The sequence below is a fragment of the Bradyrhizobium sp. USDA 4353 genome (assembly GCF_054063215.1).
This window is the reverse complement of the sequence record NZ_JBSSGB010000001.1, coordinates 6,759,366-6,782,377: the sequence shown is the minus strand read 5'-3', so window position 1 is coordinate 6,782,377 and position 23,012 is coordinate 6,759,366. Positions and strand designations below refer to the sequence as shown.

21 protein-coding genes are annotated in these 23,012 nt (G+C 64.7%); 6 read left to right on the top strand and 15 right to left on the bottom strand.

Annotated elements, in window-relative coordinates; genetic code table 11:
• Positions 1-136: 136 nt before the first annotated feature.
• A complete protein-coding gene (locus tag ACVILH_RS30705; protein WP_456716237.1) occupies positions 137-904 on the bottom strand; it encodes a thermonuclease family protein in 768 nt (255 codons plus the stop codon).
• A 151-nt stretch (positions 905-1,055) separates the two neighbouring features.
• On the opposite strand from ACVILH_RS30705, the gene ACVILH_RS30700 reads away from it, so the two are divergent.
• Positions 1,056-2,102, top strand: coding sequence for a S1C family serine protease (locus tag ACVILH_RS30700; RefSeq protein ID WP_456716236.1), 1,047 nt, complete (start codon positions 1,056-1,058; stop codon positions 2,100-2,102).
• 1,321 nt (positions 2,103-3,423) lie between these two features.
• Positions 3,424-4,764, top strand: coding sequence for an MFS transporter (locus tag ACVILH_RS30695; RefSeq protein ID WP_456716235.1), 1,341 nt, complete (start codon positions 3,424-3,426; stop codon positions 4,762-4,764).
• 19 nt (positions 4,765-4,783) lie between these two features.
• On the opposite strand, the gene ACVILH_RS30690 is transcribed toward ACVILH_RS30695, so the two are convergent.
• From ACVILH_RS30690 to ACVILH_RS30680, 3 genes are all read right to left on the bottom strand, one after another.
• The gene (locus tag ACVILH_RS30690) at positions 4,784-5,716 is read right to left on the bottom strand and encodes a LysR substrate-binding domain-containing protein (protein ID WP_456716234.1); all 933 of its coding nucleotides are present in this window, start codon (positions 5,714-5,716) and stop codon (positions 4,784-4,786) included.
• 585 nt (positions 5,717-6,301) lie between these two features.
• Positions 6,302-6,940 carry a DJ-1/PfpI family protein gene (locus tag ACVILH_RS30685; RefSeq protein ID WP_456716233.1) on the bottom strand — a complete coding sequence of 213 codons (639 nt, stop codon included), beginning with the start codon at positions 6,938-6,940 and terminating at the stop codon, positions 6,302-6,304.
• Positions 6,941-6,959: 19 nt separating this feature from the next.
• Complete coding sequence (locus ACVILH_RS30680; RefSeq protein ID WP_456716232.1) at positions 6,960-7,385, bottom strand: hypothetical protein; 426 nt, start codon at positions 7,383-7,385, stop codon at positions 6,960-6,962.
• Between the two features lie 449 nt (positions 7,386-7,834).
• On the opposite strand from ACVILH_RS30680, the gene ACVILH_RS30675 reads away from it, so the two are divergent.
• The 3 genes from ACVILH_RS30675 to ACVILH_RS30665 all read left to right on the top strand — a co-directional run bounded on the left by ACVILH_RS30675 (position 7,835) and on the right by ACVILH_RS30665 (position 12,236).
• On the top strand, positions 7,835-9,415 hold the full coding sequence (locus ACVILH_RS30675; RefSeq protein WP_456716231.1) for a tyrosinase family protein: 1,581 nt from the start codon (positions 7,835-7,837) through the stop codon (positions 9,413-9,415).
• 396 nt (positions 9,416-9,811) lie between these two features.
• Positions 9,812-10,498 carry a cysteine hydrolase family protein gene (locus ACVILH_RS30670; RefSeq protein ID WP_456716230.1) on the top strand — a complete coding sequence of 229 codons (687 nt, stop codon included), beginning with the start codon at positions 9,812-9,814 and terminating at the stop codon, positions 10,496-10,498.
• An 82-nt stretch (positions 10,499-10,580) separates the two neighbouring features.
• A complete protein-coding gene (locus tag ACVILH_RS30665) occupies positions 10,581-12,236 on the top strand; it encodes a regulator (protein WP_456716229.1) in 1,656 nt (551 codons plus the stop codon).
• Positions 12,237-12,288: 52 nt separating this feature from the next.
• Here ACVILH_RS30665 and ACVILH_RS30660 read toward each other — a convergent pair whose 3' ends face one another.
• The 3 genes from ACVILH_RS30660 to ACVILH_RS30650 form a co-directional block, all read right to left on the bottom strand.
• Positions 12,289-12,894, bottom strand: a complete 606-nt coding sequence (locus ACVILH_RS30660; protein ID WP_456716228.1) for a TlpA family protein disulfide reductase — start codon at positions 12,892-12,894, stop codon at positions 12,289-12,291.
• Positions 12,887-13,354, bottom strand: coding sequence for a DsrE family protein (locus ACVILH_RS30655; RefSeq protein ID WP_456716227.1), 468 nt, complete (start codon positions 13,352-13,354; stop codon positions 12,887-12,889). The genes ACVILH_RS30660 and ACVILH_RS30655 overlap by 8 nt, the downstream gene beginning before the upstream one ends.
• Positions 13,355-13,422: 68 nt before the next feature.
• Positions 13,423-13,854 (bottom strand): DoxX family protein, encoded by a 432-nt coding sequence (locus ACVILH_RS30650; protein WP_456716226.1) that lies wholly within the window; start codon positions 13,852-13,854, stop codon positions 13,423-13,425.
• Positions 13,855-13,952: 98 nt separating this feature from the next.
• Here ACVILH_RS30650 and ACVILH_RS30645 point away from each other — a divergent pair, with 98 nt between their 5' ends.
• Positions 13,953-14,912 (top strand): LysR substrate-binding domain-containing protein, encoded by a 960-nt coding sequence (locus ACVILH_RS30645; RefSeq protein WP_456716225.1) that lies wholly within the window; start codon positions 13,953-13,955, stop codon positions 14,910-14,912.
• A gap of 391 nt (positions 14,913-15,303) precedes the next feature.
• On the opposite strand, the gene soxA is transcribed toward ACVILH_RS30645, so the two are convergent.
• From soxA to ACVILH_RS30605, 8 genes are all read right to left on the bottom strand, one after another.
• Positions 15,304-16,080 carry a sulfur oxidation c-type cytochrome SoxA gene (soxA, locus tag ACVILH_RS30640; protein ID WP_456716224.1) on the bottom strand — a complete coding sequence of 259 codons (777 nt, stop codon included), beginning with the start codon at positions 16,078-16,080 and terminating at the stop codon, positions 15,304-15,306.
• Positions 16,077-16,397, bottom strand: a complete 321-nt coding sequence (gene soxZ, locus ACVILH_RS30635; RefSeq protein WP_456716223.1) for a thiosulfate oxidation carrier complex protein SoxZ — start codon at positions 16,395-16,397, stop codon at positions 16,077-16,079. Before soxZ ends, soxA begins: the two co-directional genes overlap by 4 nt.
• Entirely contained in the window at positions 16,397-16,885 is a 489-nt protein-coding gene (locus ACVILH_RS30630) for a SoxY-related AACIE arm protein (protein WP_456716222.1), read from the bottom strand. Before ACVILH_RS30630 ends, soxZ begins: the two co-directional genes overlap by 1 nt.
• A 6-nt stretch (positions 16,886-16,891) precedes the next feature.
• A complete protein-coding gene (soxX, locus tag ACVILH_RS30625) occupies positions 16,892-17,338 on the bottom strand; it encodes a sulfur oxidation c-type cytochrome SoxX (protein ID WP_456716221.1) in 447 nt (148 codons plus the stop codon).
• A complete protein-coding gene (locus ACVILH_RS30620; RefSeq protein ID WP_456716220.1) occupies positions 17,322-18,602 on the bottom strand; it encodes an FCSD flavin-binding domain-containing protein in 1,281 nt (426 codons plus the stop codon). Before ACVILH_RS30620 ends, soxX begins: the two co-directional genes overlap by 17 nt.
• 55 nt (positions 18,603-18,657) lie before the next feature.
• A complete protein-coding gene (locus ACVILH_RS30615) occupies positions 18,658-20,841 on the bottom strand; it encodes a molybdopterin cofactor-binding domain-containing protein (protein WP_456716219.1) in 2,184 nt (727 codons plus the stop codon).
• 11 nt (positions 20,842-20,852) lie between these two features.
• Positions 20,853-21,302, bottom strand: a complete 450-nt coding sequence (locus ACVILH_RS30610; protein WP_456716218.1) for a (2Fe-2S)-binding protein — start codon at positions 21,300-21,302, stop codon at positions 20,853-20,855.
• A gap of 137 nt (positions 21,303-21,439) precedes the next feature.
• Positions 21,440-22,840, bottom strand: a complete 1,401-nt coding sequence (locus ACVILH_RS30605; RefSeq protein ID WP_456716217.1) for an MFS transporter — start codon at positions 22,838-22,840, stop codon at positions 21,440-21,442.
• Positions 22,841-23,012: the final 172 nt, after the last annotated feature.

The following is a 23,012-nucleotide window of genomic DNA, read 5'->3' as shown; positions in this document are numbered from 1 at the left end:
AAAGGCGCGCCCGAGCATCTGTTGTGTTGCGCCGAACTCACCCGCGCCGTGCCCACCATCTCCCGCATGCTCGGACAGATGGTGGGCACGCGACGCCTGCGGCGCCGCTTTGCCCACCCTACGATTCAGTGCCGGCTCACTTCCTCCCCGCCCGGCAATTGAACGCGCGACGGAAGCCGGAGGCTCTCGCGTCGTCCTCGGAGCAGAACCAGCGGTCGGGCTCGGTGGTCGCGGGATAGCTCGGGCAGCCCTGCAGGTGATAGATGCCGATATTGCCGGTGACGCGGGCGCGCACGGCGAACTTGCCCTTGATGGTGCAGCCGGGCGGCGCGCTCGGGGTTTCCGGGAATAGCACCGCGCGGATCTCGCGGTCGCGATCGGCGCGGCAGGCGGCGCCGAGCAGGGCGCCATCCTTCTTGTCGCTGCGGAACTCGGCGGGAGCGATGAAGCATCCCTTCCACAGTCCGCGCGCGGCGTCCTTGGCGGCGGCAATGTCGTCCTTGACGCGTGCCTTGGCGGCCGGCTCGACGCTAACTGCGAAGCCCGCGCGCGCCATCTGCTGGTTGAGGCTGACCTTGTCGCCATCAACAGCGCAAAGGCCGATCTTGCGGGTCTTGAGCGGCTTGTCCGGGCCTAAATCCTCACAGCGCACCGAGCGGCCGCCGATCAGCTTCGTGAGCTGCTCGCGCGCCTCGACGCCGCAGCTCCAGGGATCGGCATGGTCGTCGATGCAGACCTGATCGACCTCCGGCGCATCGATGCCGTCGAGCCGGTACACGGTGTCGCCGAGCTGGAGCGTGTCGCCGCTGCGCACCGTGGCGGTCGCGGCGAACGCACCGCCGGTCATGCCGGCCCCCATCACGATCGCCGCACATAATGACAACAGCCGGTCTCGCAGCCGCATGTTTTCTCCCGCAATCACAATCATGAAATACCCGATTGAAGTCCTATCACATCGACCATGAGTCTCGCCAAGGGCAGCCGGGTTCGCAGCGAGCGCCCGTCTTGCGTTGGCGGGGCCAGCTACCCATCTGACGTTACGAAGGAATTACGTCATGCTGGATTTCACCTCCGTTGTCGCCGGCGACGAGCTGTCGCCGGCGCAAGCGTCTTCTGCCGTCCCGGTCGATGACCGGGCGCTGCTCGACGCCTATTCCAATGCGGTCATCGACGTCACCGAGCGGGTCGGGCCCGCGGTCGTGCGCGTCGAGACTGGTCCCAAGGCTGGATCGACCGCCGGCTCCCGCGCCGAGCGCGGCGGCCTCGGCTCCGGCATCGTGATCTCGCCGGATGGGCTGGTGCTGACCAACAGCCATGTGGTCGGCAGCTCCAGGGACATCCGGTTGCGCGATGTCGAGGGCGTCGTCACCGATGCCCAGGTGCTCGGCGTCGATCCCGACACCGATCTCGCATTGCTGCGCGCCAATCATGCGCGCGACCTGCGCTATGCGGCGCTCGGCAACTCCAAGAGCCTGCGCCGCGGCCAGCTCGTGGTCGCGATCGGCAACCCCTTGGGCTTCGAGTCGACCGTCACGGCGGGCGTCGTCTCGGCGCTGGGCCGCTCGATCCCCTCGGTCTCGGGGCGCATGATCGAGGACGTCATCCAGACCGATGCGGCGCTCAACCCCGGCAATTCCGGCGGCGCGCTGGTGTCGTCGGCCGCCGAGGTGATCGGCATCAACACCGCCATCATCCAGGGCGCGCAGGGCATCTGCTTTGCGGTTGCCAGCAACACCGCGCAGTTCGTGCTGTCGGAGATCATCCGCCACGGCTACGTCCGCCGCGCCTATATCGGCGTCTCCGGCCAGACCGCGCCGGTGCCGCGGCGTCATGCCGTCCTCGCGGGCGTCGAGAACAAGATGGGCGCGCTCTTGATGCAGATCGAGCCGGACGGCCCCGCGGCGCGCGCCGGCCTGCTGCCGGGCGATGTCGTGATCAAGCTCGACGGCGTCGACATCAACGGCGTCGACGATCTGATCCGCGTCCTCGACCGCGACCGCATCGGCCGCACCGTGGCGATGGATGTGCTGCGGCTGGGACGATTGCGCGGCATCGACATCCACCCGGTGGAGCGCAAGCCGGCGGCGCGACAGGCGTCCTGATCGTCGTGGAGCGCTGCGCCGTGGCGTCGCCCAGCGCTGTCGCCCCGGCCTTGAGCCGGGGCCCATACCCCCAGGGAGCGTTTTGAGGCAGGCTGGTCATTGGCCTTTTGCCCAACACATCTGCCGCGGCGTATGGGTCCCGGATCGGCGCCCGACAACGCTGCGCGTTGCCGGGCTTGTCCGGGACGACAGATGTGGGTGGGGCGCGTTCTCTGCATTAGACAGTAACGAAGGATCATTTGTCGTCTGCAGGGTGGGCAAAGGCGCGCCGGGTTGTGAGTTGTTCGCTCCGCTCCATCCCGCGCCGTGCCCACCGTGCATCTGCCTGCTCGGGTAACCATGGTGGGCACGGCGCGGGAAGAAGCTTTGGCTCAAACACAGGTTCAGGGCGCGCCTTTGCCCACCCTACGGTCGCGTCGTGTAGCCGGTTTCACAGTCTCAAACAGCATGGACATGACATCGCGCTCTCGCGGCGCATGACGCCCGAGTCCTGCGGTCAGGTCGCCCCCGCAAACAATGCAGAGGGCGCAGGGAATGCCGGGTGAGGGCCTCACCCATGGCCCGCCTGCGAACAAGAATGCAGGCGGCAGGTACCACAGGTTCAGCCGACATTCCGGCATTCCCTGCGCGATGGGTTGACGGCTGCTCCGCGGTCTCCCCGGTGCACCGGCTTGTTGGCCACCGTCATCCGCGCCGTGCATCAGCAGCGACGCAAACTTGACCTCAGCTTCGGGAGGCCAGGACCACGCGACTTGACCGTCCGTGACAGCCCGTTCGTCCGCACGCCCAGGAGGACATGCTGCGAGCTCTCGCGGCCATCGCATCCCCGCCTCGCGTGTCGTGACGATCGCGCGCAACGCCCCGAAGTGAGGCGGGATGGCGAGAGAAGATCATGAATTCGGTAGAAATGCAAGATGTTTATTTTTTTCAGAATTCACTGAGGTCCACCTCGCTGCATTGGGAGACACGATCGGCCCCTTTGGCCAAGGCTCTGGAGCCAGGGAAGCGCATTGCCGTTCCGTGAGACCGACGATGTCTGAAAGCTCGCCGTTGCGCATGTGACAATCGTCGGGTTTTGAGGACCTCGCGAGCCATCGGCGCATATCGCGAATTGTAATAGATGCATCAGATCTTCTCGTTTGCGGTGTGATCTCGCGTCATGGCCTGGTGGCGCGTGATGCTCTGCCTCGCCCGCATGTCTGTTGGCGTCCGGATGAGTTGGCACCCATGGAGCGTCCCGCGGAATGTGCGGGTTGATCTGATCGATGCGACGTCACGGGAGATCGAGTTGAGCTGTCCAAAGCGACATCAAGCGACGTCCATGAGCCTTCCCATTGGCTGGGTCGTCATGGCAACGAGCATTGGCTTCGCCGTGGTGCAGCTGGACGTCTCCATCGTCAACGTCGCGCTCTCTCATCTGAGCATCGAGTTTCGGGTGGGTGTCGACAGTCTGCAGTGGATCGTGGACGCCTATACCTTGCCGTTTGCTGTGCTGCTGCTGTCGGCGGGCGCGTTCGGCGACAGAATAGGTGTTCGGCGCGCTTATATGATCGGCCTCGCGGTGTTTGGAGCGGCCTCGATGATCTGCGGCGTCGCTCAGTCGATCGAGCAATTGGTTGCTGCCCGCATCCTGCAAGGGATTGGAGCGGCTATTTTGGTGCCTCCGTCGCTTGCGCTGCTCAATCATGCATGCGCAGGTGACAAGGCTCTGCGGGCCCGCGCCATTGGCGCCTGGACGGCGGTCGCCGGCGTATCGGTTGCGTCCGGGCCGATTGTCGGCGGGTTCCTGCTGGGTACCCTGGGTTGGCGGAGCATCTTCTTCGTCAATATTCCATTTTGTCTGCTCGGCCTCGCCATCACTGCACGCATCGCGGAAACCCATCGCGGGCTGCCGCGCAGGTTCGATCTGGGCGGACAAGTCACCGCTGTCCTGACGCTCACGCTCTTGATCGCGTCAGTCATCAGATCCGGCTCGCTTGGTCTCTTTCATCCGATAGTCTTGGTCGGGTTGGCGTTCTCACTGGTGAGCGGGCTGGCCTTCATCTACATCGAGAGCAGGGCGGTTGATCCAATGCTGCCTTTGACCTTTTTCACACACCCGAACTTCAGTGCGACAGTGCTGTTCGGCATCGCGATCAACTTCAGCTATTATGGCTTGATCTTTGTCGTCAGCCTCTATCTCCAACAGGTTCGTGGCTATTCGGCTGACCTGGCCGGTCTTGCTTTCCTGCCGCTGACGGCGACGTTCATTCTCGCCAATCTGTTCAGCGGCTGGATGGCTGCTCGCCACGGAAACCGCAGTCCAATGGTGACGGGCGCGCTGATTTGCGCTGGAGGCTTTGCCCTGTTGTTGCCATTGAGCTCACAATCGGCGTACTACGCCATGCTCCTGCCTTTCACGACAATCCCGGCAGGGATGGGCTTGGCGGTGCCCGCCATGACCAATGCGATGCTGTCCAGCGTGGAGAGGGCCTGGTCAAGCACAGGTTCCGCGGTGCTCAACGCGGCACGTCAGGCGGCAGGAGCGATCGGTGTCGCCGTTTTCGGCGCGCTGATCGCCGGTGGTCCTGACAAAATCGTGGACGGGATGCACGCTGCCGCTGTTCTCTCGGCCGTTCTCCTCATTGTCGCCGCCGCCATTGCCAGGAGCTTTGTCCGTTGAAGAACGTGCTCGGTGATCTTCAGGCGTGAGTTGCGCGACGAGGGCGTATTAGCGGCTTCGGGTCCGTCGGACGCTGCTCCGTGGGTGCGTTCATCATAGCGCTCGCGAAGTATGATCGCGCTGCTTCGCAGAAGCCGGTGAGCTCCTTCGGCGGCGTCCGGCGCCTCTGGGAGATGGAGATCTCGAGCGTACCAAGTTGCGGCAGCCCGTGCGATGGGCTCAGAACGCTGATCGTCCGATCCACAGCCGAGAGCGGAAGAACCGAAACGGCGATGCCGACCTTGACCGGCGCGATCACGCCCGAAAAATGGTTGCTCTCCGAGATGATATCATAAGCAATGTTTGCGCGGGTCAGGCTCTTGATCGCGGCTGTGCGATCGGCGCAGCCGTCTCCGTAGAGAGCGAGTGGCAATGGGCGTAGCTGATCGGGAGTATAGTGTCGGGCAGCGACCCATACCAAGGGTTCAGCGTAGAGGATTTCGCCGGGTACCGAATCCGGCCGCGATTGCGTGATCGCAACATCGATCGTTCCCTCCAGGAGAAGATGCCAGATGGCGGAGCTGTAGCCGCAAACCAGCTCGGTTCGGACGTGACGAAATGTGTCGTTATACGTCCCGAGTATCTGCGCAACGTGGTGTTGAGCGTAGACGTCCGAGGTGCCTATGATGAGAACATTCTTGTGATGTCGTCGATCGACCTGCTCGATCATCTCGTCGTTCAGAGCGAGCAACTTGACGGCGATCGGGTATAGGGTTTGGCCAAGCGGGGTCAGCGTGAAGCCGCCCTTCGCTCTTCCGAAGAGAGGCGCCCCGACCTGCAGTTCGAGTTTCTGGATTTGTTGGCTGACGGCAGATTGCACCCGGTGCAGATGCTGGGCCGCTCTCGACACGCTCTTGAGATCGGCCACCATGACGAATGAGCGCAGCAGCTTCAGGTCCAAGGTGGTTGGCATTCCGGTTCCTCGCTTGCGGGGCGTTCTGAGTTTTGGCGCGGCAGCGTCTCGATGCAAGATCTCGATCGGCCGGCCGGTTGCGATCAACCCGATTGACCGCCGATCATTCGATCAAGAATGACGGCTGCTGTCATTATCCTTTGAAACTCAATTGGTTGTGATTGCGGTAAAATTCGATCTTCGGTGGAGGAGATGATAGCCGGACTCCGGTGGATTGTTCTTTTGAACTGATGCGGCCCGCGAGAATAAATGTCTCGAACACGTCAGGAACGGGCCGGGCGCTGGTTGCGTGAAGCGCGTCGGCGAGACGGTGAAAAGCTGGGATTGTGCTTATTTCCCGGAATCCGCCACTGTCGTGCCGGGCTTGCCCCGGACCCTTACTCCGCGGCGGGAGTCGTGGGGAGACGTGATCGACGTTCTCCGAGATAAGAATGACGTGAGATATCGGTGCCGGTGCGAGGCCCTGCTGCGCGACCCATCCCCCGGTGATGTCGACCTCAGCGCCATATCTGTCGTTGCCGGCGCACTAAATTGGCGAACGACACGCGAGGTCTTGTCACCAGAACCCGCCTCAAGGCGCCAGCGCTATTCCCAAACCATGTCGCAGCGCGGAGCGTTTGCCGGCAGTTGCGCATGCACGGGCGGCTGCGGAAAGTACTGCGTGGTCCGTTGAACGTCCTTCGCGACGTCGGCGCCGAAGATCAGCCGAATGAGCTCCAGAGACTCGTCCAGTCCCGATGAGATGCCGCCGCCCGTGAGTCGGTTGCCTGACACGAGGAAGCGCTTGTAGGTCGTATCGACCTTGATCGCCGGAAACTTCTTCAAGCAGTCGACGAAAGCCCAATGCGTCGTCGCCTCGTGATGATCGAGCAGGCCGGCTCTGGCGAGCAGCAGCGCGCCCTCGCACACCGAGCAGACCCAGGTGGCGTTGGGCGCGATCTGACGCAGATAGTTGAGGTAGGCCGAGTCGGGATCGCGCATGATGGTCTCGAGGGCTTCGGGCTTCCCGCCCGGGACCCAGAGAATGTCGAGCATGGGGGCCTCGGCAAAGCTCGCGTGAGCATCAAACCGGACTTCGTTGATCGACGTCACGGCCTGGCCGTCCTCCGAGATCAGGATGGCTTCGAAGTCCGATTTGATTTGGCCTGCCCAATAGAACATCTCCAAGGGACCGGCGACGTCCAGAAGGTTGACGCCCTGATAGACGGGAATTCCCAGCTTCATCGGCGTACCCCTGCTGTGGCTATGGTCTGCGCACGGCGATAAAGGAAGCCGTATAACCTGCCGGTGCTCCATTGTGCGGCTTGGCGCGGATGAGAGATCCGACGAGCGCTTGGACCTGACGGATGCCGGCGGGCCATTGGTAGGCGAGGCAGCCGTTGTAGTCGTATTCCCAACCGTCCGTCTGGGTGCCCGGTCGGCCGATGCCGGTGATTGCAAACGCGACCGGGGTGTCAGCGCTCCCGGTTCTGATCTCGCCAGCGAGGTCCAGCCCGCCGCTGCCCCAATCGATCACGCCCTTGAAGGCCGTGTCTGAGATCGCCTCGAAGCGAAACTCGGCCTCGGCGAAAAACAGTCCCAGCGCCTTTTGTGGGTCGCCGTCGACCGGCGTCGGATCATTACGGAAACTTCGATAGGTCCACGAGCCGACCAAATCTGAGCTGGCCATCTGTAAGTCCCTCACGAAACATTGGAGGCGATGATGGAGCAGGCTATCGCAAAAGATCTAAGACAAGAGGAATAGTTCAAAGTACCATGGCGGCACTGCCATCGCAACAGAGAGGGCTGCGTCAATCAGCTTATGCGATGCGCGTCGACGTCCGTATGGGCGATGGAGGTCACACGTCTCTCCATGGGGTGACCGAACAGCAAAGTCCTCGTGTTTGATTGTGACGAGCCACTCATAAGCCCCCAGTGCACTCGGGCGATCTAATTGGAAGCGGCGGATCAGTAAGATCGAAATGCGGTTTCGAGCACCGGAGACCTCCGAAACGCTTGACATATAAATCTACCAGAAGTGGAATAGTCAAATGCAATGGCTCGTAGGTTTGTAATGCGACTGACATAGACCGGACGCCGGCTGTGGCCATACGACATGATTTGGTCGAGGAGGTTGTGATGGCGGGGATATCCACCTGGGCAGCCCGAGCGATGCTTGGTCTCGTCGTATCGATGATGAGCTATGGTGCTTATGGGCAGGCATCCGCCCCCGCACCGCAACTCCGGATGAAATGGCAGGATTTCATCGCCGGGCCAGACGGCGCCAAGCGGCTCGCGAGCCTGGAGAAGGCGGTCGCGAAGATGAGGTCGCTCGACAGCAGTCCGTCGGACAGCGTCGATTTTCGACGCAGTTGGAAGTACTGGGCCAACATTCACGGCTATCTGGGGCCGTCCAGCAAGTTTCGGACGGTGGACTTTCAGAAAAACCGGTTGAACGATCTCGGTCTTTCGCAATTCATTCCGCGCTTGCTCGGAGCGGATGGCAAGCCGGGCTTCCAGGATCAGACGCCGCCAGACGCGATTGCGAATGCCGTATGGGCGACTTGCCAACATTCCCCGCAGGGCCAGCAGCTGAATTTCTTCGGCTGGCACAGAATGTATCTCTATTATTTCGAGCGCGTGCTGCGGTGGGCCGCGAATGATCCGACGCTCACCTTGCCGTATTGGGACTATACCGATCCGGCCCAAACGGCTCTCCCAGATGCGTTCCGCGATCCGGCCTCTCCGCTCTATGATTGGCGACGTGCTGATAGCTTGAACGACGGCTCGGCCGGATTGGATCCTCAAATCACGGATATCGACGGTCCTCTCACTACGGACACTAATTTCTTGCAGTATGAGGGCGATATTGAACGGGGCGTGCATGGTAACGTGCACTGTTCCGTCGGTGAGACCTGCCCGGTCCCGGTGATGGGGCTCGTCGGTGTAGCGGCGAACGATCCGATCTTTTATGAACATCACGCCAATATCGATCGTATGTGGTCGTGCTGGCAACACGCCCACCCGGACGAGAAGCCTGGCGATTGGCAGAACCAGGAGTTCAGCTTGGTGGACGAGAACGGTGAGTTGGTGAAGCGGCCGGTGAAAGACTTCCTCGATACCAAGGTGCTCGGCTACATGTACGACAACGACAGCGCTTGCACGCGAACGCCAACGCCGACATTGGTGGCCCAGGCCGATGGATCCGATCAGAACGCTTCAGCCAAGTCACAGCCCATTCGGCTGAATTCAACCGTGACGTCGGTCAATGTCGCGATCGAGGATCGAAAGTTCCGCCAATTCGCCGCGCCCTCACCAGAACGAACGACCCTGGTGCTGCGTGACGTCAGCTCTCAGGCTGATCCCGGAGCACTTCTCAGCGTGTTTGTCGCGCGCAAGGATGCGCCTGATGTTCGCGAGCATGTCGGCACGATCAATTGGTTCGGAGTTTTCGATCCGATGGAGGGGATGCAGCACCATGGGAGCGTCTCACGCACCTTCCAGTTCGACATTACCAAAGCGATACAGAAACTAGGGGGGAGCGATACCAAAGAACTAACGGTGACATTCAACGCGACATCGGGACTTGTCCCGTCTGCCAACAAAGCTGCGAGCGCCGAGAGCACTGCAAAGAGCTCTGCCAACAGCCTCGCCGCACGACCTGCAGCCCAGTTCCGGAGCAGCGCTGAGTTGAGCGTCGGCGCAATCGAGATTCGGTAGCTGAAGGACATCAGCGGCGTGGCGAACCACTCCGCCCAACGGATCTGAGCCCGCACCGCTGCCGTCTCGTCTCGGAAGCGGAAAGACGGAAACGGCGCATCTCTTCAATTGAGGTCTCGCTTGGAGGAGTGGCCGCTCGTCATGTCGAGTCGCTGGTTGAGCTGGCGCGCAGAGATGCATGGCCGCGAGCAGTGCATGCAATGGCGGCTCAAGAAATAAGCTGACGTGCGGGCACCTGATCGCTGCTCAGCGACCGGGCAGCGCCATCCATCGGCTCAAGCCGTTGAATTGGCTCGACCTTCCTGACCGTTCTCGGCATCCTCGCCATTGTACACAATGGCATAGCGCTTGCTTCATCAGTTGCGAGGAATTCTCGCGGGGAGGCAGGCGGCTGACATGGCGAACTCATCGGTAGCGGCAACCGCCACGATCACCGCCGAGCCGGAGCCGATCGCGCTCGATCTCTCCAGGACAGCGCTCGTCATCATCGACATGCAGCGGGACTTCATGGAGCCTGGCGGCTTCGGCGAGACGCTCGGCAACGATGTCTCGCAGCTCGCGCGCGCGGTGCAGCCGATCGCCAATGTGCTGGCGGCCGCGCGCAAGACCGGCATGCTGGTGATCCATACGCGTGAAGGCCACGAGCCGGATCTGTCCGACGCACCGCCGGCGAAGGTCGAGCGCGGCGCTCCCAGCTTGCGCATCGGCGATCCCGGGCCGATGGGGCGCATCCTCATTCGCGGCGAGGCCGGGCACGACATCATTCCTGCGCTCTATCCCACCGACGGCGAGGTCGTGATCGACAAGCCCGGGAAGGGCGCGTTCTACGCGACCGAGATGGGCGATGTGTTGAAGCATCACGGCATCGAGAACCTCTTGGTGTGCGGCGTCACCACCGAGGTCTGCGTCAACACCACCGTGCGCGAGGCCAATGACCGCGGCTACCGCTGCGTCGTCATATCAGACGGCTGCGCCTCCTACTTTCCGGAATTCCACGAGATGGGCCTGAGGATGATCAAGGCGCAAGGCGGCATCTTCGGCTGGGTCGCGGACTCCGCCGCGGTGCTGAAGGCCATGTCCTAAGAGATGGCCTGAGGGACGGACTGAGAGATCTGAGACGAATGAGTTCGACCATGTAGCGGACGGCAAACAGGGGAGCAAGGCGATGAGCGGAAGCGGGACGGCAAGCTCGGTCAAAGCGGATTTCAAGCCGGTGCTCTGGACACCCGGCGACTGGAACGCGTTCTTCGGTTTCGGCACCAATATCCTCGTCAACATGCTCGTCCTGACAGGGCTGTTGCGCTTCGTCCTGAAGATGCCGGACAGCCTGGTGTTCGGCCGCATCCTGCCGGCGCTCGGCCTGATGATGTGCCTCTCGACCTTCTACTACGCGTTCCTCGCCTATCGGCTGGCGCAGAAGACCGGGCGCAGCGACGTCTGCGCGCTGCCCTCAGGCGTCAGCGTCCCGCACATGTTCATCGTCACCTTCGTGATCATGCTGCCGATCACCTTGAAGACCGGGGACCCGTTGAAGGGCTGGTCGGCCGGCCTCGTCTGGGTGTTCTTCCAGAGCTTCATCCTGATGATCGGCGGCTTCATCGCGCCCTACATCCGCAAGATCACGCCGCGCGCAGCGCTGCTCGGCACGCTCGCCGGCGTCTCCGTCACCTTCATCTCGATGCGGCCGGCGCTCGAGATGTACATGACGCCGCAGATCGGGCTGGTATGCTTCGCGATCATCCTCGTGAGCTGGTTCGGCGGTGTGAAATATCCGAAGGGCTTGCCGGCCGGCCTCGTCGCGATCGCGGTCGGGATGATCATCGCGTGGGGCTCGAACCTGTTCGGCCTCGGGCTCGGCGGGCTCAGCGTGCAGGGCGTCGGTGATGCCTTCGCGAGCTTCGGCTTCTCGGTGCCGCTGCCGGCGTTCGGCACGGTGTTCTCCGGCTTCGAATATCTCGGGATCATCCTGGTGACCGCGATCCCGTTCGGCATCTACGACCTCGTCGAGGCCATGGATAACGTCGAGAGCGCGGAGGCCGCCGGCGACGAATATCCGACCACGCGCGTGCTGACCGCCGACGGCGTCGTCAGCCTGATCGGCTGCATGATGGGCAACCCGTTCATCAACGCCGTGTACATCGGCCATCCCGGCTGGAAGGCGATGGGCGGCCGCATCGGCTACTCCGCGGCGACCGGGCTGATGGTGATCGTGCTGTCCTGGCTCGGCATCATCTCGGTGCTGCTGGCCTTGGTGCCGGTGGTCGCGATCTCGCCGATCCTGCTGTACATCGGCATGCTGATCGGTGCGCAGGCGTTCCAGACCACGCCGGTCAAGCATGCGCCGGCGATCGTGCTCGCCTTCACGCCGCATCTCGCCGCCTGGGCCAAGCTGCAGATCGACACCATGCTGGCGTCCACGGTGACGGCGGCGCAAGCGGTCGGCGGGCTCGCGGCGGACAAGGTCGATGCGGTCAAGACCGCGGCGATCGCCGCGCTGCCGCAGCAGGGCGTGTTGTATCACGGCCTGGAAGTGATGGGCGGCGGCTCGATCCTCGCCGGCCTCGTGCTCGGTGCCATCGGCGTGTTCGTGATTGAGCGCGATTTCACCAAGGCGGCGGCCTTTGCGCTGGCCGGAGCTGTGATGACCTATTTCGGCTTCATGCATGGCGAGGCCGTCGGCATCGGCGGCGGCTTCGGCGTCACGCCGGCGGTGGCGCTGGCCTATGTCGTCGTCGCGGGCGGGTTGTTCTGGCTGGGACGGCTCGGCATGTCCGAGAGCTACGTGCCGCACGCTGATATGCATGCCGCGCCGGCGGAGTAGTTGGGCTCGTGATTGCGAACTCAGCCGGCGGCCTTGCCGCCGGCTTTGATGCTCACGGCAGATCGAGATAGTAGCGCAGCAAAGCCTGGCCGGGTTCTGACAGCCATTCGGCAGCGCCCGTCACGTAGCCTTCGATCAGGCCGCTGGTGCCGATCAGATAGGTGATCGGCATCGCCGGGGTAGCGAACATGGAGGCCTCGGTGTTGGCCGGGTTGGTCGCCTGCGCGTGTGGATCGGCGAAGGAGAGACGGGGCATCGCGATCGCCTCCGCATAGCGGCGGATCGTCTTGATGTCGCGGCGGTCGGTGCAGATGGTCCAGATATCTGTAGCCGGCAGGTGCATGCGCTCCAGCGCCGCGAGCGTCGGCAGGTCGGTCTTGCAGGCCGCACACCATGTCGCCCAGAGATTGACCAGCGTGACATGGCCGGGCCTCGGCCCGAGCGTGACGTCCTTGCCGCTCATGTCCTGCAGCTTGAGCGGCGGCAGTGGATTGCGCGGTCGCTCGACGATGAACTGGCTGCGGCCGCTGCTGAACAGCGGCGGCCTTAGATCCTGCTCGGCAGCGCGGACGCGCGCTGAGGAGGTGATGATCGTGGTGGCCGCTCCCACCAGCGCCGCACGGCGTGTCAGCGCGCTGGACAACACGGGCTCAGCCATGAACGTAGGCCCAGCCCTTCATCTGCAGCTCGACCATTCGTCCGATCCCGAACGGCACCAGCCTGGCGCCGTCGATCAGCTGAATGGTGACGTTCTCCTTGCTCTCGGCGATCGACTTCGACGAGGCGCACATGCTGAACACGACGTTCGGAAACATCTGGCGCAACGTCGCCAGCGGCTCCTTGAGCGGCGACTTGTCGGCGCGAAACACATCGATGCCAGAGCCGTTGGCGACGATTTCGATCGGCGGCGCGGCCTGGCCCTTGCCGGCAAAATGCCGGGACAGATTGGCCGTGTAGCTGATCGCATGGCCCATGACATGCGGGTCGTTGCGGTCGATCAGCACGACGATGCCGTGGCGAGGCTGGGCGACGGCCGGCACGGCGGGGGCTGGGGCGCCGAGGGCCGTCGCGCCAGCGAGGAAGCCGCGGCGCGAGACGGATGCAACAGGGTCGCTCATCGCTGCTTCCTTTGGGGTGCGTGAGATGGAAGCCGGCGCTGGATCACCCAGCGCCGAGTGACCTCGGCTCACCCGCGCGGCGCGATCGGCGCCTTGCTGTTGCGGCCCCACAGCACGAATAGCGACAGCGCCAGCAGCACGATGTTCAGCGGCGTCACCGCGCCTTCGCCGCGCGAGATGTGGAAGACGAAGGCGAACACCTGCAAGATGGTGCAGCCGAGCGCGGCCAGCACGGTGAGGCGCGGCATGATGCGGGTCAGCGAGGGCAGGAGGATGCCGAGGCCGCCGGCGAGATCGATCAGCCCGAGGGTGCGGACGAAGCCGACCGGATATTCGCCAGCCCAGGGCATCATCTGCGACAGCTCCGGGATCGGCGTGAACAATTTTGTCACGCCGGCGAAGGCGAACAGGGCGAACAGCAGAGCCTGGGCAGCCCACAGGCCGATGCGCAGGGCGAGGGAGGGCTGGAGGGGAAGATCGTTGGTCGTCGTCGCGGACATCAGGGGTCTCCGGGATTGATTCCTGCGCCGACATTGATGATTTCGCCGGATTTGATCATTATGCTTCTCATTGAAGCATCGTTTCCCTTGGGTTGATGATGGATACACTCGTCAGTATTCGGGTATTCTGCCACGTCGCCGAGCTCAAGAGCTTCGCCGCGGCCGCCGACCGCCTGGGCCTGTCGCCGGCGATGGCCTCCAAGCACGTCATGCAGCTGGAGCAGCGGTTGTCGACGCGGCTGCTCAACCGCACCAGCCGGCGGGTCGGCCTGACCGAGGCCGGGCAGGTCTATTTTGACCAGGTGCGCCCGATGCTCGATCAGCTCGACGAGGCCGAGGCCGTCGTCAGCAGGGCCACGGTGATTGCGCGTGGCACGTTGAAGGTCAGTGCGCCCGTGTGGTTCGCCAATCCGCGCTTCGCTCGCATGCTCGCGGCCTATCACGCGCGCCATCCGGACGTGGTGCTCGACCTCGATCTCAGCGGCCGCCTCGTCAATCTCGTCGAGGAGGGCTTTGATCTCGCGTTGCGCGTCTCGGCGACGCCGGGAGACGGGCTGATCGCCCGTCCGCTGCCGCCGGTGCTGATGCAGCTCGTGGCGTCACCGGCCTATCTGGCCTCCACGGGGCGGCCGGCGACGCTCACCGATCTCGATGGCCATGGCTTTCTGAAGTATGCGCATTATCCGGTGAGCACGATCCTGGTCCCCCACGCGGACGGCGAGGTCGCGCTCGGCTTCCGCGACGTGCTGATCAGCGGCAATGAGACGCTGCTGCACCAGGCCGCCGTCGCAGGCCTCGGCATGGCCGTGCTGCCGCGCTGGCTGATGGCCGATGATCTTGCGGCGGGGCGGCTCGAGGCTGTGCTGCCGGAGCTGCTGACGATCAAGGCGCCGCTGCTGGCGGTCTATCCCAGCCGGAAATATCTCTCCGCCAAGGTCCGCACCTTCATCGACTTCATCGCCACCGATCCGCTGATGAAGCAGGCCTCCGACGGCCCGACGACTGCGATCGACCCGCTCGCGGTGCTGGCGAGGAAGGGACGGAAGATGGAGGCGTGAGGAGAGGAGCTTGTAGCTCGCGGGTTGGACGAAGCATGAGTGTCCTCATGCTCGACTTCGAGCATCAGCCAGATTGGCCCCACTCATTGCCGCATCACCAGTGCGCTCCCTCTCCCCGTTCTTCACGGGGAGAGGGTGGGGTGAGGGGCAACCGCACGGGAAGTGCCGCTACCGCGCCTTACTGATCTGCTGCCGCGCGGCAAAATAAGTCCAAGTCCGCTTACGTCGCGGCGTTGCCGTGCCCGTCCGAAGGACCGACATCTGAGCGACTATGTGCCATGCCCCTCACCCGGATTGCTGCGCAATCCGACCTCTCCCCGCAAAGGGCGGGGAGAGGTTGACTTCCGTTGCAGCGCCATCCGATGATACACGGATCAGAAGCTCGTCGCGCTCACGGCCGTACCGCCGGCGCGTCCATCGTCATGTCGTGAGCGCGCGACATCAGATAGAGCTCCAGCGCGATCATGTCGGGCGCGTCGAAGTCGAAGGCCTGGGCGCGGACGCCGGTCATGCAGCCGCGCAGGCGGCGTTGCAGCGAGCCCATGGCTTGCCATTCCAGGCGATAGATCGGATAGCCGGTCGGCTGTCCCTGCGTGATCGCGGAGCCCGCGAGATGCTTGTCCCAATTGTCGTCGTGGCAATTGGCGCAGGCGAGATTGAGCTGGCCCTGGCGCTGGACGAACAACTCGCGTCCCCGTGCTACGAACGGCTTCAGCCGTGGATCGTCGCCGGCCGCGATCGGCATCCCGCGCGACTGCTTGGCGATCAACGCCGTCAACGCGAGCAGCTCGCGGCTCTCCGGCGCGAACGGATCTGCCTCCTGATGCTGCTTGCGGCAGAGATTGACGCGCTGGCCGAGATCGACCGGCGCGCTGCTCGCGGCATTGAAGGCGGGATAGCGGGCGGCTACGCCCTTCATGCTGACATCGGCTGAGCCATGGCAGTCATTGCAGGACTTGTTCGCCGCGCCAGTCTTCGTTGTCCACAGCGTCTCGCCGTCCAGCACCGACAGCATCGCGGGATTGGCGGTGTCGTCATCCTGCATCGTCTTGGTATCCGGCGACATGAACTCATAGCCGGAGCGGCGGTCGGCGGGGGCGATCTCGCCGGCCAGCACGGGCAGCGCCATGCCGAGCAGAGCCGCAGCGAGGAGAGCGCGCCGCCTCATTCGACCGTGATCGCCGCCGACGCCGTGGCGACGAAGCCGTTGTCGCCGATCCATTCGAACTCGAACTTGCCGCTCTCGCTGGCCGTGGTGAAGAACGATAGGAACGGGTTGGCGGCGATGGCGGGATACAGATCGGCGCGGAAGATCTCGGCGCCGTTGAACCTGCAGGTGAAGCTCGTGATGATGTCGCGCGGCACCATCTCGCCAGCGGCGGTGTGGCGATAACCCGGCTCCATGACGTGGCTCATCAAGGTCTTGATCTCGATGAGCGCTCCGCGCTTGGCCTTCGCAGGAACGTTGACGAGGGCGGCGGCCATCACGGCATCTCCTCGGTGCAGGCGGCGAGCGTGACGACGACGTCGACGCTCGCCGACCAGAACGTGCCGTCAGAGAGCTTTGCGATTGCCACGACCTTCTGCGTGTCGGCGAGCCGGATGCGGGTCGTGACCTGGGCGCGGCCGGCGCTCGGCGTCAGATGGAAGTTCGCGACGTTGGGCTGCGGGTTCTTCTCGTTGAAGACGTGGATGCTTTTCACGAAGTTGTCGGGCGTCATCGGATGATCGACGCTGACGGTCATCGGCACGGTGTTGCCGTTCTCGACGAGCGGCGGGATGTCGAGCCTGATCTTGCCGACCTGCACCTTGGCTTCGCCGACGAGATTGCCGATCGCGGACGCCAGCATCGCGGGCGTCGCCTGCGCCGGCCGGACCGTGATCAGCGGCAGCGCGCTCGTTGCAGCGACAGTTCCCGCCAATTGCAGCAGGTGGCGGCGCGAGAGGTGGAGCGGGTCGAACATGCTGTGCATATGGGATCACTCGCGCAGGGTCGCGAGATAGGCGACGATGTCCTCGATCTGTTCCGCCGACAGGATCGGCTTGTCGCGCCAGGCGGAACCGACGCGGGTCAGCCCGTCCACGCGGTAGTAGGACGGCATGATCGTCTCGGGATTGATGCTGCGGGCATCGACCAGCCGCAGCCGCAATTGCGGGATCGTCGAGCGGCTGCCGGCGCCGGAGAGGCTCGGCGCGAGGTCGCCCTGGAAGCGCGCTTCCGGGAATGGGCCGGAGTGACAGAGGATGCAGGTCGAGCTGCGCGCGAGCACGAGCGCGCGACCGCGCGTGGCATCGCCGGGCTGGCCGGTGAGCGATTGCTCGATGCCGTCGCCGCTGATCGTGTACGGCGCGCGCGCCTGCGCGGCGGCGGCCGCGGGCAGGGCGGCAACGATCACGGCGATGACGCGGCTAGCCGAACGCATCATCGGTCAGCGCCTTGAACCAGGCTGTTGCCGCGTTCGCCTCGGCCGCGCGGGCGGCCGGCGGGGCGTCGACCGGGCTTGCCTTGCCACCCTCCGCTTCGGCGAACAGATCTCCCCTCGGCTGATACACGCCCGACAGCGAGAACGCGTAGTCCGGCGCGACGGTGCTGTAGCAGATGCCGGTCAGCAGCGGTGGCGGCTCGATCCGCCGTGCGATCAGGTCGCGCGCGATCACGGCCGCACAGGCTCGACCTTGCGCCTGCGCCGCGCCGGCCGATTTCGGAATGCCGCCGCCGAGGCAGGCGTCGCCGATGACATGGACGTCCGGCACGAGCTTGGAGGCGAAGGTCGCGGCGTCGATCGGGCACCAGCCGGTGCGGTCGACCGCGGCGGCGAGTGCAGCGATGCGGCCAGCCTTCTGCGGCGGAATGATGTTGGCGACATCGGGATTGTAGTTGCCGAACTCGGTGACCACCGTGCGCGTGCCGACCTCGATGCCGGTGACGCGGCCGCCTTGCGACAACGGAATGTGCTCGATCATGCCCGGGTAGAGCTGCTGCCAGGCCTGCTCGAACAGCTTCTGTTGCGAGAAATTGTCCTTGGCGTCGAGGATAAGAACCTTCGACTTCGGCTTGTGGCTCTTGAGGTAATGCGCGATCAGGCTAGCGCGCTCGTAAGGCGCGGGCGGGCAGCGCGAGGGATTGGCGGGGACTGAGATCGCCACCGTGCCGCCGTCCGGCATCGCCTCGATCTGCTTGCGCAGCAGCACGGTCTGCTCACCGGCCTTGTAGGCATGCGGCATGATGGTTGACGCCGCCTCGTCGTAGCCCTGCAAGGCGGTGAAATCGACGTCGATGCCCGGCGCTAGCACCAGGCGGTCATAGGAAAGCGTCGTGCCGTCGGCGAGCGTGACCTCGTGCGCTGGTGCATCGATCGCGGTCGCCGCTTGCAGCACCACGCGCACGCCTTCGGCGCCGATCTTGTCGTAGCCGAATTGTTGCGCGCCGATGTCGCGCAGGCCCGCGATCACCTCGTTGCTCTGGGGGCAGGAGGTGAAGGTCTTGTTGGCCTCGACCAGCGTGACGTCGAGCTTGCCATCGGCCTTGCGCAGCGCGCGGGCGCAGCTCGCGCCGCCGAAGCCGCCGCCGACCACGACCACGCGCGCCGTCGTTTGCGCGCGCAGCACGGCAGGGGCGGCGATCAGGGCAGCGCTTGCCGCGATCAGGCCGCCGACCTCTCTGCGCGTGCGCGATCGGGTGAATGTCATGCTTTCAGACTAGCACGGCGGCTGCCGTTGGTCCCAACGGCCGCCGCCACGGCTCTCATGCGAAGGTGATGTTCTGGTCGCGCAGCGGCACTGAGCGGATGCGCTTTCCCGTCGCGGCAAAGAACGCATTCAGCACGGCCGGCGCGGCGACGCCGATGGTCGGCTCGCCGACGCCGCCCCAGAAGCCGCCGCTCGGGATCATGATCGATTCCACCTTCGGCATCTCGGCGATGCGCATCGAGTTGTACGTATCGAAATTGGTCTGCTCGATGCGGCCGTCCTTCACGGTGCAGCCGCCATAAAACAGCGCCGACAGACCATAGACGAACGAGCCCGCGATCTGACGCTCGACCTGCGCGGGGTTCACCACATAGCCCGGATCGGTCGAGGCGACGATGCGGTGGATCTTGATCTTGCTGCCGTCGACCACCGAGATCTCGGCCGCGCCCGCGACATAGCTACCATAGCCGTGCAACTGCGCCAGCCCGCGATAGACGCCCTCCGGCGCCGGCGTGCCCCAGCCGATCTTCTCGGCGACCGCATTGAGCACCGCGAGATGCTTCGGGTTCTTGGCCATCAGCTTGCGGCGGAACTCCAGCGGGTCCTGGCCGACGGCGCTGGCGAGCTCATCCATGAAGCATTCGAGATAGATCGCGTTCTGGTTCACGTTGACGCCGCGCCAGAAGCCCGGATTGATGTGCGGGTTGCGCATGGAGTGCTCGATCAGCAAATTCGGCACGGAGTAGCCGATCGTCGCCTCGCCCGAGGGCGCGAGCCCCTGGAAGGTCGCGGGGTCCTTGCCGTTGACCAGCGCGTCGGGACGCAGGCTGAACAGGATGGACTGGCCGGAGATGCGCATGTGCAAGGCGGTCAGGTTGTTGTCGGCGTCGAAGCCGCCGGTCAGCTTGCACTGCGTGATCGGGTGATAGCGGCCATGCGTCATGTCCTCCTCGCGCGACCACAACAGCTTGATCGGCGTGCCCGGCATAGTCTTGGCGATCTGCACGGCCTGGCGGACATAGTCGGTCTGGCCGCGCCGGCCGAAGCCGCCGCCAAGGATCAGCTTGTGCACCTCGCATTTGTCGGCCGGCAGGCCTGAGGCTTCGAGCACCGCGGCGAACGCCGCCTCGCCGTTCTGCGTGCCGCACCACACCTCGCAGCGATCGGGCGTGTAGAGCGCGGTCGCATTCATCGGCTCCATCGTGGCGTGGTTCTGATAGGGATAGTTGTAGACAGCCTCGACCTTCTTCACCGCGGTCGCCAGCGCCGCCTTGGCGTCACCGTTCTCATTGCCGACGAAGGCGGGACCGGAGTCCAGGCCTTCGGCGAGCCATTTGCCGATCGACTCCGACGAGACTTTTGCGTTCGGGCCTTCGTCCCACACGATCGGCAGCGCATCGAGCGCCGTCTTCGCGTGCCACCAGGTATCGGCCACGACGGCGACCGCAGTGCCGTCGACCGCCACGACCTTCTTGACGCCCTTCATGCCGGCGATCTTGGCCTCGTCAAAACTCTTCAGCTTGCCGCCGGTGACCGGGCAATCCCTAATCGCGGCGTTGAGCATGTTCGGCAGCTTGAGATCGGCGCCGTAGACCATCGCGCCGGTGACCTTGTCTGCGGTGTCGAGCCGCTTCACGCCCTTGCCGATCAGGATCCAGTCCTTAGGATCCTTGAGCTTCACGTCGGCCGGCGGCGTGAGCTTCGCCGCGGCCTCCGCGACCTTGCCGTAAGTCGTGGTCTTGCCCGAGGGCTTGTGGGTGATGACGCTGTTCGCGGCGGTGCACTCGGCCACCGGCACCTTCCACTCGTCGGCGGCGGCCTGGATCAGCATCATGCGCGCGGCGGCGCCGCCCTTGCGGACGTAGTCCTGCGACGAGCGGATGCCGCGACTACCGCCGGTGGAGAAATCGCCCCACACGCGCTTGCGCGCGACGTTCTGGCCTGGTGTCGGATATTCCGTCGTCACCTTGCTCCAGTCGCAGGCGAGCTCTTCCGCCACGAGTTGCGCAAGACCGGTCAGCGAGCCCTGGCCCATCTCGGAGCGGGCGATGCGGATCACCACGGTGTCGTCGGGCCGGATCACCACCCAGGCATTGACCTCCGGCGATCCGTCCGCGGCGCGCACCACGTGCGGGCCGCCGAAGGGAAGGTCGAGCCCGAGCGCGAGGCCGCCGCCGAGCGCAGCGGTGCCGATGACGAAGGAGCGGCGGTTGAGGCGCGGCGTCACGTGCTGGTTCATGCCGGCCTCCTCTAGGCGTTCGCCGCGGCATGGATCGCCTCGCGCACCTGCGCGAAGGTTCCACAACGGCAGATATTGGTGATGGCGTCGTTGATGTCCTGGTCGCTCGGCTTCGGATTGTCCTTGAGCAGCGCCGCGACAGCCATGATCATCCCGCTCTGGCAATAGCCGCATTGCGGAACGTCGTTCTCGAGCCAGGCCTGCTGCACCTTGTGCAGGCCATTGTCGGCCGCGAGGCCTTCGATGGTGGTGATCTGCTTGCCCTGGGCTTCCGAGACGGTGACGCCGCAGGAGCGCACGGCGGTGCCGTCCATATGCACCGTGCAGGCGCCGCATTGTGCAATGCCGCAGCCGTATTTGGTGCCGGTCAAACCGGCGTTCTCGCGGATCGCCCACAGCAAGGGCGTGTCCGGCTCGACATCGAGAGTATAGGATTTTCCGTTAATCGTGAGGTTTGCCATCGCAGATCCCTTTCGTTCAACGCGCCCGTTGAACTGAGGACCGCACTGTGGCGCGAAGCTTGGAATCCTTCAAATCAAGAATATGCGTTTGCGGCGCGGAAGATTTGTGATGGGGCGGGGTTGTTTGTTGTTCGCTGTCACGACCCGCGCGGTGGCGCTACCGCCAGCCGCAGGAAACTCATCACGCTGCCGAGGGCCGCAAAGCCCGCGCCGAGCGCCAGTGCCATGGTCGCGCCCTCGCGACCGGCCAGGCTGAAGCACAGCGCGGCCAGCGCCGCGCCGGTGGTCTGTCCGGTCAGCCGCGCCGTCGCGACGATGCCGCTGGCGCCGCCGCTGCGATGCGGCGGGGCGCTTGACATGATGGCCTTCATGTTGGGCGCCTGGAAGAAGCCGAAGCCGATGCCGCAGATCAGCATGCGCCAGACGATGTTCGGGATGCTCGGGTTCTCCGGCAGCATCGCCAATAGCGCCATGCCGGTTCCGAGCATGACGAGGCCGATGCCGCCGAGCAGGCCGGCGGGAAAGCGATCCGACAGCCGGCCGGCGATCGGGGCCATGATCGTCACGGCGAGCGGCCAAGGGGTCATGAAGAAGCCGGTCTCGACCTGCGAGCGCTGCAATATGTCCTCGAAATAGAACGGCAGCGAGACGAAGCCGAGGCCCTGGACGGAGAACGAGCACACCGCGGTCGCGGCCGACAGCGCGAACACGCCGCGGCGGAACAGGTCGATCGGCAGCATCGGCGCGGGATGATCGGCCTGGCGCCGCGTCAGGATGATGCCGAGCACCAGCGCGCCGACGAGTTCCGCCACCACCATCGCCGGCGTCGCGCCATGCGCGGCGCTGCCGATGCCGGTGATGAACAGGCCGAGGCACAGCGCGGCGAGGCCGGCGCCGAGGAAGTCGAAAGCGTGCTCGGCGCGCGGCGTCTTCGGCAGCATCCTCATGCCGATGGCGATCGCGATCAGGCCGAACGGCAGGTTGATCGCGAACAGCCAAGGCCAGGAGCCGAGCGAGAGGATGGCCGAGGCGATCGTGGGACCGAAGGTGAAGGAGATGCCGACGACGAGCGCGTTGTGGCCGAGGCCGCGCCCCAGCATCTTGCCGGGATAGACATAGCGCACCAGCGCGGTGTTGACGCTCATGATGCCGCTGGCGCCGAGTCCCTGCAGCGCGCGGGCGATCACCAATGTCGGCAGCGACCAGGCCAGCGCGCAGCCGACCGAGGCCAGCGTGAACAACAGGAGGCCGCCGAGATAGATCCGCTGGTGCCCGACGATCTCGCCGAGCGCACCGAGCGGCAGCAGGGTGGCGACGAGCGCGATCTGATAGATGTTGACGACCCAGACCACTTCGGCCGGAGACACATGCAGATCGTTGGAGATCGACGGCAGCGCGATGTTGGCGATGGCGACGTCGAGCGAGGCCATCGACAGCGCGGTGAAGATCGCCGCGATCGCCCAGGAGCGCTGGCTCGCGGGCAAGCCATCGGCCGGGCCGTCGCCGGCGAGCTTCGAAGCATGGTGGCGGTTGGACATGGGGACCTGTGGGGGCCTTCGTTGCGCGCGTCTGCCATGAGCGTGTACACGGGCGCGGGCGAGAGCCCCAGCCGTCGCGGGCGCATGGGCTTATGCGCGGGGGTGGGCCGGCGGCATCGGGCGGTGCTGACGCGGCAACCTATTTGGGCTAGACTTGCATGCCGACCAACAA